Raw genomic sequence first — 14,827 nt, forward strand, 5'->3', positions numbered from 1 at the left:
AGGTCAAGTCGAGGGGGAACAACACATGTTGATCGGGGAACTGGCCCGGCGCACCGAGGTCAGCAAGCGGTCCCTGCGGTACTACGAGGCGCAGGGGCTGCTGAGCGCCGTGCGCGGGGTCAACGGCTACCGGGAGTACGACGAGGAGTCGCAGGCCACCGTGCGGCGGGTGCGGACGCTACTGGACGCGGGGCTGTCCACGGAGGTGATCCGGGAGTTGCTGCCGTGCGCGCGGGGCGAGGGCGCGGGGTTCGCGTTCGAGCTGTGCGGGGAGGTGCGGGAGGTGCTGGGGCGGGAGCTGGCGTCGACCGACGCGCGGATCGACGGCCTCCGCAGAAGCCGCGAAGCCCTCGCGGGTTACCTGTCCCCGGTATGACCCCACCCGGTCCGTACGGCCCCACCCGGTCCGCGGGTCGCCTTCGCTCGCGCCGCCGGGTTTCTTGTGCTGGACGCGGTTGTCCCTGTCCCGTCACTCGTGGGGTGCGCAGTTCCCCGCGCCCCTGAGGGTTCCCCACCTGGACGTACCTTGTCCCGGTACGGGCCGTCCGGGGGTGCGCAGTTCCCCGCGCCCCTAGGGTTCCCCACCTGGACGTACTTTTCCCAGTACGGGCCGTACGTGGGTGCGCAGTTCCCCGCGCCCCTAGGTTTGCGCCACTCGCCGCGCCTGTGCCCGTGCGGGTACCCGCAGGTAGACGCGCACCTCAAGAGGCACCCCCCAGGGGCGCGGGGAACTGCGCACCCCACAGGCGACGGCACAGGAAGAACCGCGCTCAGCACAGGAAACCCAGGGGCGCGGGGAACTGCGCGAAAACGAGGACCGGCCTGCACCCGAAGAGCGACCGCAAGAGGGCAGCATCCAGGGGCGCGAGGAACCGCGCACCCCCGTACGACCCGCACAGGAACAAGGTGCGTCCAGGTGGGAGGACCCGGAAGCGCAAGCGAAGGCGTCAGGTGGAGAGAACCGCCCGGAGGCTCGCGTCGGGCCCCGCGACGAAGACCGGCGTACCGGGCCCCGCGAGGTCCCGGACCGCGGCAAGGTCCTCGTCGCCGGCCGCCAAGGCCTCCGTGACGACCGCGACCGCCTCCAGCGACTCCGCCCCGGACGCGACCGCCATCGCGACCGCCGCCCGCACCGCGCTGAGCCGCAGCGACGGCAGCCCGACCGTCCCGGCGGCATACGTCCGCCCCGTGGCGTCCCGTACCGCCGCCCCCTCGGCCACCCCGTTGCGGGCCCGCACGGACCGCGCGAGGGTCACGATCTTCCGGTCCTCGGGCCCCAGCTCACTCTCGCTCATGGCCCCAGCTTATGCGGCGCCCCACCGCACCCGGCGGGCCCGGGTTCAGGGCCGGTCGAGCCGCAGCCGTTCCGCCCTCGGGAGCCCCGCGACGACCAGGTCGTAGGAGTCCTCGACCAGTTCCCGCACCTGACGCCGGGGCAGCTCCCCGACCGTCACGGTGTTCCAGTGGCGCTTGTTCATGTGGTAGCCGGGCAGCACGGCCCCGGGATGCTCGGCGCGCAGCCGCACCGCGTCGTCCGGGTCGCACTTCAGGTTCACGGTCAGGGGCCGCGCGTCCAGCCGGGACAGCGCGAACATCTTGCCCAGCACCTTGAACACCGACGCCTCCGGCCCGAACGGGAACTCCTCGACGGAGGCGTTGAACGACAGGCACAGGGAGCGCAGCGCGGCGGGGGTCATCAGCGGCCCGCCCCCCGCGCCCCGCCGCTCTCCCGGCCGCCGGCCTTGGCGGGCCGGGCCCGTCCGACGGGCTCCACGAGCACCGTCATGATCTTGTTGCGGCGGCCGGCGGCGGCCTCCGCGGTGAGCCGCAGCTCCCGGCCGTCGGGCAGCGGCACCGACGCGGAGGCGTCCGCGATGGGGACCTTCCCGAGGGCCTTGGCGAGCAGTCCGCCGACCGTCTCCACGTCCTCGTCGTCGTACGCCTCCAGCCCGTACAGCTCGCCGAGGTCGCCGATGTCGAGGCGGGAGGTGACCCGGTAGCGGCCCTCGCCCAGGTCCTCGACGGGCGGCAGCTCACGGTCGTACTCGTCGGTGATCTCGCCGACGATCTCCTCCAGGATGTCCTCGATGGTGACGATCCCGGCGGTGCCGCCGTACTCGTCCACGACGACGGCGACATGGGTGCGTTCCTGCTGCATCTCGCGCAGCAGGTCGCCCGCGTTCTTGGTGTCGGGCACGAACGTGGCGGACCGCATCGCGGTGGACACCAGCTCGGACTCGGCGTCGCGGCTGATGTGCGTCTTGCGGACGAGGTCCTTGAGATACACCACGCCGACGACGTCGTCCTCGTTCTCCCCGGTGACGGGGATACGGGAGAAGCCGGAGCGCAGCGCGAGGGTGAGGGCCTGGCGGATGGTCTTGTACCGCTCGATGACGACGAGGTCGGTGCGGGGGACCATCACCTCCCGTACGAGGGTGTCGCCCAGTTCGAAGACGGAGTGCACCATCCGGCGCTCGTCGTCCTCGATCAGGGACTCGGCCTCCGCGAGGTCGACCAGCGCGCGCAGCTCCGCCTCGGAGGCGAAGGGTCCGCGCCGGAAGCCCTTGCCGGGGGTGAGGGCGTTGCCGAGCAGGATCAGCAGCGACGGGATGGGGCCCATGATCCGGGCGAGCGGCACCAGGACGTACGCGGCGACGGTGGCGGTGTTCAGCGGGTGCTGGCGGCCGATGGTGCGCGGGGAGACGCCGACGGCGACGTACGACACGAGGACCATGACGCCGATCGCGAGGAGCAGCGCTTCCCAGGTGCGGTCGAACTCCTGGAGGCAGGCGTAGGTGACGAGGGCGGCGGCGGCCATCTCGCAGGCGACCCGGACCAGCAGGGCGACGTTGAGGTAGCGGGTGGGGTCGCCGGCGATCCGGGCGAGTTTGGCGCCGCCGCGGCGGCCGGAGCGGACGGCTTCCTCGGCGCGGAAGCTGGAGACCCGGGCCAGACCGGCCTCCGCGCAGGCGGCGAGCCAGGCGACGACGACCAGCAGGACCGCGCCGAGGATGAGGGGGGCACTCATCGGCTTCAGGAGACGGTCGGGGCGGGCGAGGGGCCGGTGAGGCCCTTCTCCTGCCGCCAACCGTCGACGATCGCGGCCTGGAGGCCGAACATCTCGGCCTTCTCGTCGGGCTCCTCATGGTCGTAGCCGAGCAGGTGCAGCACACCGTGGACGGTCAGGAGCTGGAGCTCCTCGTCCATGGTGTGGTCGGTGTCGGCCTCACGGCCCTGCCGTTCGGCGACCTCGGGGCACAGCACGATGTCCCCGAGGAGGCCCTGCGGTGGCTCGTCGTCGTCCTTGGCGGGCGGCCTGAGCTCGTCCATCGGGAAGGACATGACATCGGTGGGCCCTGGCAGGTCCATCCACTGGATGTGGAGCTGTTCCATGGCGTCGGTGTCCACGACGATCACGGACAGTTCGGAGAGCGGGTGGATACGCATCCGGCCCAGGGCGTAGCGCGCGATGTCCAGGATCGCGTGCTCGTCGACCTGGGTGCCGGATTCGTTGTTGACGTCGATCGCCATGGTGGTGCCGGTCTACTTCCCTCTGCCGCCGCGGCCTTGGTGGGAGCCGTGGTCGGTGCCGTTCGCGTGGTCGTACTTCTCGTACGCGTCGACGATACGGCCGACCAGCTTGTGCCGTACGACGTCCTGGGACGTGAGCCGCGAGAAGTGGACGTCGTCGACCCCTTCGAGGATGTCCTGCACCTGCCGCAGACCGGACCTGGTGCCGTTGGGCAGGTCGACCTGGGTCACGTCACCGGTGATGACGATCTTCGACTCGAACCCGAGCCGGGTGAGGAACATCTTCATCTGCTCGGGGTTCGTGTTCTGCGCCTCGTCGAGAATGATGAAGGCGTCATTGAGGGTCCTTCCCCTCATATAGGCCAGGGGCGCCACCTCGATGGTGCCCGCGGCCATCAGGCGGGGGATCGAGTCCGGGTCGAGCATGTCGTGGAGCGCGTCGTACAGGGGGCGCAGATACGGGTCGATCTTCTCGTAGAGGGTGCCCGGGAGGAAGCCGAGGCGTTCGCCGGCCTCGACGGCGGGGCGGGTGAGGATGATGCGGTTGACCTGCTTGGACTGGAGGGCCTGGACGGCCTTGGCCATGGCCAGATAGGTCTTGCCGGTGCCCGCGGGGCCGATACCGAAGACGATGGTGTGCTTGTCGATCGCGTCGACGTAGCGCTTCTGGTTGAGCGTCTTGGGGCGGATGGTGCGGCCGCGGGAGGACAGGATGTTCTGGGTGAGGACCTCGGCGGGGGTCTCCTCACCGGTGCCCTCGCCCGCCTCACTGGCCCTGAGCATGGCGATCGAGCGTTCCACCGCGTCCTCCGTCATCGGCTGTCCGGTGCGGAGCACCAGCATCATCTCGTCGAACAGCCGCTGCACGAGGGCCACTTCACGGGCCTCGCCGACCGCGCTGATCTCATTGCCCCGGACATGGATGTCGGCTTCCGGGAAGGCCTTCTCGATCACGCGGAGCAGTGCGTCCCCGGAGCCGAGCACGGTGACCATGGGGTGCTTGGCCGGGACGGTGAACCGGGCGCGGGACTGGCCCTCCGCCGGTTCGTGAGCTGTGGGTGTCTGCGTCATGGGCCGGCTCTGTGGCCTGCTGGTCCTCCTCGGGCGGGGCGCGTCGGTACGAGGCGCCGTTGCACTGCCCAGGGTACGACGCACCCCGCGCCAGGGCCGAGGAGTTTTCGCGACCCCCGCTCGGGGGCCGCCATGGTCCCCGCGCGCAGGCCGCCTCGGTCCTCGCTCGCAGGTCGGCACGGCCCTCGCTCGGGGATCGCCACGGTTCCCGCGCGAGGGACGCTCCGGTCCTCGCGCGGGGCGGGGGTCAGACGGTGCTGCGGAAGCCGATGGTGGGCACCGCCCTGCGCAGCGGCCAGGGCCGGGCGGCGGCGGGCAGCGGGGGCCGCAGGGAGTCCAGGAAGGCGTAGCGGGCGAGGGCCGCGGGGTCCTGGGGGCCGTAGTCGCGCACCCGGCGCCACCAGGCGGCGACCTCGGTCCAGCCGGGCGCGGAGAGCGAGCCGCCGAACTCCTGGACGGACAGCGCGGCGGTCAGTCCGGCGAAGGCGACCCGGTCGGCCAGCGGCCAGCCCGCGAGGGTGCCGGTGACGAACCCGGCGACGAAGACATCGCCCGCGCCCGTCGGGTCCAGCGCTTCGACCTCGATGGCGGGGACGACGGCCGTCTCGCCGGTGCGCCCGTCCACGGCGTACGCGCCTTCGGCACCGAGGGTGACGACGGCGACGGGGACCCGTTCGGTGAGGGCGTGCGCGGCGGCGCGCGGGCAGGTGGTGCGGGTGTAGCTCATGGCCTCCTGGGCGTTGGGCAGGAAGGCTTCGCAGTGGGCGAGGTCGGGCAGCGCGTCCAGGTCCCAGCGGCCGGTCTCGTCCCAGCCCACGTCCCCGAAGAGCCGGGTCCCGGCGCGGGCGGCGCGGGCGATCCAGGGGTCGCGGGTGCCGGGGGCCAGGGAGGCGACGGCGGCGCGGGCGGGCGGGGTCGCGGCGATGCCGGCGGCGTCGGCGGCCGGGGGTTCGTGGGCGTGGGACACCATGGTCCGCTCCCCCTCGTACGCCATGGAGACCGTGACCGGGGAGTGCCAGCCGGGGACCCGGCGGGACGGCCCGAGGTCGATGCCCTCGCCCTGTTCGAGGGCGTCCCAGCAGTACTCGCCGTAGTGGTCGTCGCCGAAGGCGGCGGCGAGCGAGGTCCGCAGTCCGAGCCGGGCCAGCGCGGTGGCCATGTTGGCGACGCCGCCGGGGCTGGAGCCCATGCCCCGGGCCCAGGACTCGGTGCCGCGGACGGGCGCGGAGTCGAGTCCGGTGAGGATGATGTCGAGGTAGACGGGCCCGGTCAGGTACACGTCGCAGGGCGGGTCACCGGGCGTGCGGAGCGCGGCGAGCGGGTCGAGATGGGGCCGGGGACGGGGGCGGGTCCTGGCCTCCCGGTCCCGGTGCTCCAGCGCGGCCTCGGCGGAGTCGGGGACGGGCTCGGGGCCGGGGCCCCCGGTGCTGCGGTGGCGGCTCTGCGGCGGCTCTCCGTCGTACGTGGTCACGGTGCGCTCCCCCTGGATGGTGCGGGTTCAGGTCAGTGTGCCCGAAAGGGGTGCGGGAGGGGTGCGGGCGGCGTGTCCGGGAGGGGTGCGGGAGGGGTGCGGGCGGCGTGTCCGGGAGGGGTGCGGGCGGCGTGTCCGGGAGGGGGCGGGCCGTGCGTCCGGGAGGGGGGCGGGGCCGTGCGTCCGGGAGAAGTGCGGCCTGGGTGCGGGCGGGGTGCGGGCGGGGTTCCGCCTGGGTGCGGGCGGGGTGCGTGACCCGGATTCGCGGGGCGGGTTCACGGAGCGGGTTCGCGGGGCGGATGATCATCGTCCGGAACAGGAGTGTTTACCCGGGTTGCGTAATTGCAAACACTTTTCATTAAAAATGTCTCGTAGGTCACGGCAAGGTCACTTCGTCTACTTCCTTCCGGTTGATACAAATTGCCCGCGCCGATTCACGGTGCCGCGCAACCTGCCCCACCCATGCCCGCCCCCCTTCCCCATGCCCCGCTCCCCCGCTCCCCCGCACGCACCGGGAACGCCCGTGTCCCCCTTGCCCCGCCCCGCCTGGCCCCTGGTCTCGCTGTTCACGGCCGGGTATCTCACGCCGTATCTGCTGCCCACGGTCGTCGGCCGGCTCGACGACACCCTCGCGCTGTCCGTCGCCCAGGCCGGAACCCTCGGCAGCGCGCTGCTGCTGTGCTCGGCGGGCGCGGGTCTCGTCCTGGCGTCCCGGATCGAGCGGTACGGGCCGCGGCGCACCGCGCGGGCGGGCCTGCTGCTCGCGCTGGCCGGGTACGGGACGGCGGCGTTCGCCGACACGGTCACGGGTACGGTGCTGGGCGCGCTGGTGGGCGGCCTCGGGACGGGTACGGCGACCACCGTCGCGGCGACCGGGATCGCCGGACGGCGTGATCCGCAGCGGCAGACGACGCTGGGCCTGCTGGGTGTCTCGGCCCTCGCGGGCGCCCTGTATCTGACGATCCCGCATCTGGGCCCCGGGCACACGGTCCCGTTCGGGGCGCTCGCGCTGACCGCGTTGCTGGTGTGGCCCACGACGGCCCGGCTGGCGGGCCCCGTTCCGGCCGGTGCGGCGGCCCCGGCGGCCGGTCCGCTGCCCTACCGGCGTTCCGGCCCGGTGCTCGCGGGCGCGATGGTGTTCTGGTCGATGGCGCAGAACGCCCTGTGGGGGGTCAGCGGCCGGATCGGCGCCGAACAGGCGGGGCTGGGTGAGGTGACCGTGGGCGCGGTGTTCGCGGTGGCGCTCGGCGCCGGGCTGCTCGGGGTGCTGGGCGCGGGCGCGCTGGGCGCCAGGGTGGGCCGGGCGCTGCCCATCGGGGCGGGGACGGCGCTGATCGCGTGCTGCATCGCGCTGACCGCGGGGTCCGGGGGCCTGGCGTCGTTCGCGGCCGGGGAGATCGTCTGGAACGCCTGCTACCCGCTGGTGATGTCGTACCTGATCGGACTCGCGGCCTCGCTGGACGGGCGGGGCCGGTGGGCGGTGCTGGTGGGGTCGGCGTCGTCGCTGGGCACGGCGTGCGGGCCGCTGACGGGCAGTCTGCTGGCGGAGCACGCCGGGTATCCGGTGATGGGGCTGGTCCTCGGCGGCGCGCTGCTGCTGTTGTCGGTGCCGCTGGCGGGCGTGGCCCTGCACACGGGCGGGCGTCCGTTGGTACGGAAGGCCGTGCGGTGCGGGGGTGAGGGTGGGGGCGTGGGCGGGAACGGGAGCGGTGCGCCGGTGGTGGACGTGGACGGCCCGGTGCCGGTGCCGGTGGAGGTGCCGGCGGCCCGGGTGGACGGGATCGTGGACGGGGTCGAGGTCGGCGGCGGCGGCGGCGGCGGCGGCGGGGTCGGAGTAGCGGTCGCGGTCGGGGCTGAGCCCGGCACCGCCACCGCCACCGCCCTCGATCCAGGGTCCGGGGACGGTGGCAGTGCCGGTGTCGGTGGCACCGCGCGGGATGCCGCCGGGCCGGGGACGGACCCCGGACCCGGCGGCACCACCGCCGGGCGGCTAGGGCAACCCGGTGTGCAGGGCGTTCATCAGGGTGCCGGTCGGGGTGTCACCGGACATCTCCCAGATCATGGCCCCGAGGAGCCCCTTGTTCCTGATCCACTCGGACTTCTTGCCGATGGACCAGGCGTCGTCGAACGACCACCACTGGCCGTTCGGCCCGGTGTAGCCGTACGTCGACACGGACTGTTCGTCGTGATGGACGGTCATGTTCGGGTAGTTGCTGATGAGGTTGTGGTACCCGCGGGTCCCGGCCTCCTCGGGGAACTGCCCGGTGGCGGCGCCGTTGGCGGTCTGCCATTCACCGTTGGTCCCGGCTGGCCCGGCGGCCACATCCTTCCAGCCGCGGCCGTAGAAGGGGAAGCCGACGGTGAGCTTGCGGGGGCTGACCCCGGCGTCGAGGTAGGTCTGGATCGCCTTCTCGACGCTGAAGTCGAACGCGTAGGTGTCCTGGGCGTCCCGGTGGAGGTTGCCCTGGTGCCCGGTGCGGTTCGGCTCCCAGGAGTTGTCGCTGCCGGCCCCGTGGAAGTCGTACCCCTGGACGTTGGCGAAGTCGAGGTAGTCAAAGATCTTTGACAGGTCCCAGCCCGCCTGGATCTTGGCGGGGTCGGCGGGTGTGAACGCCGTCAGCAGCCGGTGTTCCCCGCCAAGGGCGTCGAGCTGCTTGCGGAACTCGGCGAGCAGCGCGGTGAGGTTGTCCTTGTCGGCGGCGCCCCACTTGTTGCCGGGGTGCCCCTCGGCGCCGGGCCACTCCCAGTCGATGTCGATGCCGTCGAAGACACCGGCGCCGGTGCCGGGGCCGCCTGCGCCGTTGTAGACGGGCAGATTGCCCTTGATCCACACATCGACGCAGGAGCGTACGAACTTCTCCCGTGCGGCCGGGGTGGCCGCCGCGTCCGAGAAGAACTTGGAGAACGTCCAGCCGCCGAGCGAGACGACGAACTTCAGGTGCGGGTGCTTGGCCTTGAGCTTCTTGATCTGGTTGAGGTTGCCGCGCAGTTTGCCCCAGCCGTCGTCCGCGACGCCGTCCACGGACTGGGCGGCGGACATAGGCCGTCCGTAGTCGGCGTCCGCGTCACCGGCGCCGGTGCCCTCGTTCGGGTCCTGCGGATTGCCGGAGACCCCCTTGGTCACCCCGGCCTGGCAGGTCAGGTTGACGGGGTCGATGTTCTCGAACGCGTAGTTGACGACGTCGAGTTTGGCGGCGGCGCCGGAGGTGTCGAGGTTCTTGATGAAGAACTGGCGCCCGTAGATGCCCCACTGGGTGAAGTAGCCGACCTTGTAGTAGTTCCCGGGCCCGGCGACGTCGTCGGTGGTCACGTTCACCGCGTTGGACGCGGGTGAGGAGTTGTCGGCGGTGTCCCGTGCCTTCACGGTGAAGGTGTAGGCGGTGGCCGGGGACAGTCCCTCGACGGTGGTCGCGGTGGTGGTCGCGGAGACGGTCTTGACCAGGCTGGCCCCCCGGTACACGTCGTACGCGGCGACGGCGACGTTGTCGGTGGCCGCGTTCCAGGCGAGGGCGACGGTGGACGCGGTCTTGCTGGTGCTCCGGAGGTTGCCCGGCGCGGTGGGTGCCACGGGGTCGGTCGCCGGGTCCACGGTGCTGAAGGTGAACGGCGGACTGCCGGGTCCGATGTTGCCCCGGGTGTCCTTGGCCCGGACGGTGACGGTGTAGCTCGTGGCGGGTGTCAGCCCGGTGAGGGTCGCGCTGACGCTGTCGGTGACGGCGAGGACGTTCGTACCGCTCAGCACCTCGTACGAGGCCACGGGGTAGTCACCGGCGTTCGCGGCACTCCAGGTCAGCGCGGCGGTCCGGGCGGTGACGGCGGTGGCCTGCGGCCGGCCGGGCGGGGTGGGCGGCACATCGGGTGTGCCGTCGCACTTGTCCCCGTTGACGGTGCACCCGGTGGGCGTGCCGACGGGCCCGTTGCCGATGAACCAGTAGCTCCACGGCTCGCTGGTCCCACCCGCCGGGATGGTGGCGTTGTAGTGCGCGTTCTTGACGGTGACCTTGCGCCCGCTGACGGTCGCGTCCCCGTGGTAGTGCCCGCTGACGGTCACCCCGGCGGGCAGCTCGAACGAGAGCGTCCACCCGGTGACGGGCGCGGTCCCGGTGTTGCGCACGGTGTAGATGCCACGCCACCAGGACCCGTTGTTCTCGGAACTGAAACTGGCGGTGAGGGTCCCGGCGGCCTGCGCGGGCGCGGCGAGTGCGGTCATGGAGGCGAGCGGCAGCAGCAGCACGGCGAGCAGCGTCAGCAGCTTGTGCCGCAACGGCCGCCCACGGAACGTCCGCCGGAACGGCCCGACGGTACCTCGGAGGGCGGTACCTCGGGTGCCGGTCCCTCGCCGGTCGGTACCTTGCGGGGCGCTGACTCGCCGGTCGGCCCGGTCGGCCCGGTCGGCTCGCCGGTCAGCCCGGCGGGTACCTGTGCGGTCGGCTCTGCGATTGCGTCTGCGGTTGCGGATGTCGGTCAGGAACATGGCTCTCCCTGGTGAGGTGGGGGAGGAATCGGGAGCAGCGGGGTCGGGAGGTCGGGAGGAGACGGTTGGGTGGGGTGAGGCGGTGCCGGACGGTGGGGGGGTGGGGGGTGAGCGGGTGCGGTGGGGTGAGCGGGTGCGGGTGCGGTGTCCGGCGGTGCGGTGTGCGGTGTCCGGCGGTGCGGTCGAGTGAGGCGAGCGGTACGGGTGCGGTGTCCGGCGGTGCGCGTGCGGTGGGGTGATGCGGGCGGTGCGGGTCCGGTGTGCGGTGCGGTGTGCGGTGCGCCTGTCGCTGGTCCCGGGGCGGTGCCGATGCCGTTGGCTGTACGGGTGCCGGTACTTGGGGCTGTGCCGGTACGGGTACGAGGGCGGGTGCGGTGCCGGCGCCGTGCGGGTGGGATGGGTCCGGTACGCCGGTGGGCGGCTGCGCCTCGCGGGTGAGGGGTGGGGCGGTGCGGGACGCGGGGCCTACGGCGGTGCCTCGTGTGGGGGTGAGGCGTGGCTGCGCTGTGCGTCGGTGGTGCGGGGTGACGCCTTGTGTGGGAGCCAGGGCGGCGGGTTCGGGGCTCGCGCGCTGTACTTGTGGGGGTGGGGCGTTGGCGTGTGCGTATGCGTTGGCAGGGACGCGGTGGTGGGTGCCGTGGGGGGACGCGATGCCTGCGTTGTGGGGTGATGAGTTGGGGTGGGGTGGGGACTCGCTGTGCGGTGGGGTGAGGGGTGCGGTGCGCTTCTGGCGGGGACGCGGGGAGCGCTGGGGAGGGAACGGGCGGGGGTGCTGGGGATACCGGTCTGCGCTTGGTGCGGGGTGGTTCGCCGTTCGTTGCGCGAGGCGGTTCGCGGGGCGTTCGTGGGGTGCGGGTGCCGCTCCGGTGGGACGGTGACTCCGGTGACTCCGGTGACACGGTGGCGCGAGGTGACGCGGTGGGGTGGGCGTCGGCGCGTGTTCCGAGGAGGCGTGTACGTGACCGGGCGGCGAGGGACCGAAACTCCCGTACGTACATGACAATTTGAAGTTACTTGGTCTGGACCACACCGGGAACCCGCCCGGACCCATCCGATTGCGCCACATACCTGAGCCCCCGCCGGGCCCCGGCAAGTCGCCCCACTCGAAGCCCGTCACCCCGGACACCAGGACGAACGGGGACGTTCCGCACCCCAACACGCGCTGTGAAGCCGCAACTTACCCATGCCCCATGCACCGACCACGGGCACAGCCCCCACAACGCTGGCTCAGTTCAGCCGTTGCGAAGCCGGACAACGAGAAGGACCACCGGTTCCGACGACTGGGGCTGGCTTCCGAACGACAGTCCCGGCGGACACCGCACGGCAACGGATACAGGCGGCCACACCGTCCGGTACACCTCATGGATCACACGTACGGGCCCGCCTGGACCTCACAAACTAGGACGATCACCGAGAACCTGTCACGACGAAGCGCACAGGACTACCGGGTACACACCCGAAGGAGCGCGCGCTGGCCTCGCCCGGGGGGCCTGATCCGACTAAAGGAAACGGGCCTTTCGGCGGAAGAAACCCGCAGGTCGGGAAGTACGGTCCCCGCGTACGCGGGGGTGGCCCTTCCCGGAAGAGGCGGCGGGCGCCGCATACATGACGGTCCCCGCGTACGCGGGGGTGGCCCGACCTTGCCGACGCCCCTGCGGGACATCTTGAAGTGGTCCCCGCGTACGCGGGGGTGGCCCGACCTGTCCGTCAGGACTCCAAGCTTGCCCACGGTGGTCCCCGCGTACGCGGGGGTGATCCTTCACGATCGAACAGGTCCTCAAGCCGCGGGGCGTGGTCCCCGCGTACGCGGGGGTGATCCGCGGATGTGGTGGCAGCTCTTCGCCGTGGTGGCGTGGTCCCCGCGTACGCGGGGGTGGTCCCGCGCAGGACTGCGCGTCGTCACTGGCCTCGAAGTGGTCCCCGCGTACGCGGGGGTGGTCCCCTGTTCGAAGGCGCGGCCGAAGCCGGCCCGGCGTGGTCCCCGCACACGCGGGGGTGGTCCGGCGCCAGATGTTGGGCGCGAGCGACGGCCGAGGTGGTCCCCGCACACGCGGGGGTGGTCCCCGGGGCATGGGCGGGGCGCGTGAGCCGTGGATGTGGTCCCCGCGTACGCGGGGGTGGCCCTGGATGGGCGCCTTGCAGCCCTGGCCACTGCCGCCCCCGCGTGGGGGTCTTCCACTGCTGACGACGAGTGTGGCGGTCAACGGAGAGTGAGCAGTGGTTCTGGCCGCGCTGCGTGTTGCCCACGGCCTCAGACAGGTTCGGTGACTGTGAGTCCGGACTTCAGTGAAGCTCGGTCTCCCACGCTTCGAACGGTGGCTCCACCTGGTACGCGGGGTCACAGCGTCTGCGGACCCATTGGGCCGCGCGGTACTCGGCATCGCCGTAGTTGAGCGTGTGGCCGTGCTCATCCACTTCGAGGACGTTGCAGAAGATCGCGAAAATCATCTCAAGGTCGGAGCCGAACACGAGCAGATGGGCACGGTAGTCGATCCCGTCCAGCAGCTCGACTTCCAGTGTGCCGTTGCCCAGGTAGAACGCGAAGAGCCTGAGAGCGGCCCGTACATCTGTCGGAAGGTGCGTCACAAGGTCATCTTCCATGAGAGCGGTGCAAAGCGATTGGCTCGCCTTGCTGGCGGCCAGCCCTCGGCTGGACATAGGCGAAGCGCAGACTGGAGGCCTCAGCGAGGACGACGTGGGCGGGGTGCTGGCCGACTCGACCGGTGAGCCAACACGTCAGGTCCGCCCGGCGTCTCGGAGCCGCGAGCCAACCTGCTGGATCACACCGCCCAATGCGGATTCCCTCATAGGCTTGCTCCATCGTGGAACCCGGCCAGTCGAACGGTGGATGTCCACCGACCACTTCCACCGAGAGGCAACCGATGCCGTTTCCGAGGCCCCCGACCCCACTAAAGGAAAACGGGCTCTTGGCCAGATAAACCCGCAGGTCAGTAAGTGTCGGCCCCGCACACGCGGGGGTGGTCCCGGCCCCTGCTTCGCCCTCACCAGGCTCCGGGCAGTCGGCCCCGCACACGCGGGGGTGGTCCGGCTTCGTCCGTGACGCGGACGTCGTTCCGGGTGTCGGCCCCGCACACGCGGGGGTGGTCCGACCAGGCGCGGCTGCTGATGGACGGTCGGCACGTCGGCCCCGCACACGCGGGGGTGGTCCCCCGCGCCGTCCGCCGCCAAACGTCGCCTCCAGGTCGGCCCCGCACACGCGGGGGTGGTCCAGAACAGCTCCGCGCCCGCCGCCAGCAAGAAGGGTCGGCCCCGCACACGCGGGGGTGATCCCCCCCGCCCCCGCCGCCGGGGCCGCCCGCCCCGTCGGCCCCGCACACGCGGGGGTGGTCCTGGTCGACCCAGTGCAGCGGGACGTCGGCGGCCGTCGGCCCCGCACACGCGGGGGTGGTCCCTCCACCGGGCTGGAGTTTGAGCTGGAGTTGATGTCGGCCCCGCACACGCGGGGGTGGTCCGGCTCGTCGCTGCCGCTGGAGCTGTGGCCGGTGGTCGGCCCCGCACACGCGGGGGTGGTCCGCGCCAGACGGTGTCCGACCGCCTGGAGGAGATGTCGGCCCCGCACACGCGGGGGTGGTCCCGCGTTCGTGTTCGCCAGCGACCGGGCCTGCCCGTCGGCCCCGCACACGCGGGGGTGGTCCGCCGGGGCCGTCGAGGTAGTCGGCCCGCACGGTGTCGGCCCCGCACACGCGGGGGTGGTCCGGGGTTCCGGCCCGACTCCGTCTGGATCACGGCGTCGGCCCCGCACACGCGGGGGTGGTCCGTACGGCGGCTGGCCGCTGCGATGGACCCACGCCGTCGGCCCCGCACACGCGGGGGTGGTCCGCCGTGGCCCTTACCCAGGCAGTGGCACCCGTCGTCGGCCCCGCACACGCGGGGGTGGTCCCGCGGTCACCAGGTCGCCCTCCCGCCGCAGAACGTCGGCCCCGCACACGCGGGGGTGGTCCGAGTCCGGCGCCAGCGGATACGTATGGTCGGCCGTCGGCCCCGCACACTCGGGGGTGGTCCACGCGGCGGCCAGGAGGGCTATCGCCGCGGTGGGTCGGCCCCGCACACGCGGGGGTGGTCCCATCGTCCCCGACATCGACGCCGAGCTCGTGCGGTCGGCCCCGCACACGCGGGGGTGGTCCGATGGCTCGGTTGAGTTCTCGGCGACTCGCTGAGTCGGCCCCGCACACGCGGGGGTGGTCCCCAGTCGACGCGCCCCTCCGCCTCGGGCAGCGAGTCGGCCCCGCGCACGCGGGGGTGGTCCCGTGTTGTCCTCC

The 14,827-nt window shown here is 72.4% G+C and carries 9 protein-coding genes, 1 pseudogene and 2 CRISPR repeat arrays (1 of these 12 only partly in view); of the genes and pseudogenes, 2 read left to right on the plus strand and 8 right to left on the minus strand.

Annotation, left to right across the window (positions count from 1 at the left end):
* The first annotated feature begins 25 nt into the window (after nt 1-25).
* The gene (locus AB852_RS31670; protein ID WP_073793644.1) at nt 26-376 is read left to right on the plus strand and encodes a MerR family transcriptional regulator; all 351 of its coding nucleotides are present in this window, start codon (nt 26-28) and stop codon (nt 374-376) included.
* 571 nt (nt 377-947) lie between these two features.
* Here AB852_RS31670 and AB852_RS31675 read toward each other — a convergent pair.
* The 6 genes from AB852_RS31675 to AB852_RS31700 all read right to left on the minus strand — a co-directional run bounded on the left by AB852_RS31675 (nt 948) and on the right by AB852_RS31700 (nt 5,980).
* A complete protein-coding gene (locus tag AB852_RS31675; RefSeq protein ID WP_073793645.1) occupies nt 948-1,295 on the minus strand; it encodes a cytidine deaminase in 348 nt (115 codons plus the stop codon).
* Between the two features lie 45 nt (nt 1,296-1,340).
* Nucleotides 1,341-1,697, minus strand: a complete 357-nt coding sequence (locus AB852_RS31680) for an MmcQ/YjbR family DNA-binding protein (protein WP_073793646.1) — start codon at nt 1,695-1,697, stop codon at nt 1,341-1,343.
* Entirely contained in the window at nt 1,697-3,028 is a 1,332-nt protein-coding gene (locus AB852_RS31685) for a hemolysin family protein (RefSeq protein WP_073793647.1), read from the minus strand. Before AB852_RS31685 ends, AB852_RS31680 begins: the two co-directional genes overlap by 1 nt.
* A gap of 5 nt (nt 3,029-3,033) precedes the next feature.
* On the minus strand, nt 3,034-3,531 hold the full coding sequence (gene ybeY, locus AB852_RS31690) for an rRNA maturation RNase YbeY (protein WP_073793648.1): 498 nt from the start codon (nt 3,529-3,531) through the stop codon (nt 3,034-3,036).
* 12 nt (nt 3,532-3,543) lie between these two features.
* The gene (locus AB852_RS31695) at nt 3,544-4,602 is read right to left on the minus strand and encodes a PhoH family protein (RefSeq protein WP_073793649.1); all 1,059 of its coding nucleotides are present in this window, start codon (nt 4,600-4,602) and stop codon (nt 3,544-3,546) included.
* 247 nt (nt 4,603-4,849) lie between these two features.
* Nucleotides 4,850-5,980 carry a PfkB family carbohydrate kinase gene (locus AB852_RS31700; protein WP_073794285.1) on the minus strand — a complete coding sequence of 377 codons (1,131 nt, stop codon included), beginning with the start codon at nt 5,978-5,980 and terminating at the stop codon, nt 4,850-4,852.
* Between the two features lie 616 nt (nt 5,981-6,596).
* Here AB852_RS31700 and AB852_RS41100 point away from each other — a divergent pair.
* Nucleotides 6,597-7,919 (plus strand): annotated as a pseudogene (locus AB852_RS41100) (MFS transporter); the annotation flags it as partial.
* 144 nt (nt 7,920-8,063) lie between these two features.
* Here the strand turns inward: AB852_RS41100 and AB852_RS31715 are convergent.
* Entirely contained in the window at nt 8,064-10,283 is a 2,220-nt protein-coding gene (locus AB852_RS31715; RefSeq protein WP_079185111.1) for a glycosyl hydrolase family 18 protein, read from the minus strand.
* Nucleotides 10,284-12,216: 1,933 nt separating this feature from the next.
* Nucleotides 12,217-12,672: direct repeats of the CRISPR family, unit length 28 nt.
* A 158-nt stretch (nt 12,673-12,830) separates the two neighbouring features.
* On the minus strand, nt 12,831-13,205 hold the full coding sequence (locus AB852_RS31720) for a DUF7677 family protein (protein ID WP_245876991.1): 375 nt from the start codon (nt 13,203-13,205) through the stop codon (nt 12,831-12,833).
* A 299-nt stretch (nt 13,206-13,504) separates the two neighbouring features.
* Nucleotides 13,505-14,827: a CRISPR direct-repeat array (repeat unit 28 nt; unit sequence GTCGGCCCCGCACACGCGGGGGTGGTCC) (it continues 48 nt past the right edge of the window).

The sequence above is a fragment of the Streptomyces uncialis genome (assembly GCF_001905345.1).
In the GTDB taxonomy this organism is placed as follows: Bacteria; Actinomycetota; Actinomycetes; order Streptomycetales; family Streptomycetaceae; genus Streptomyces; species Streptomyces uncialis.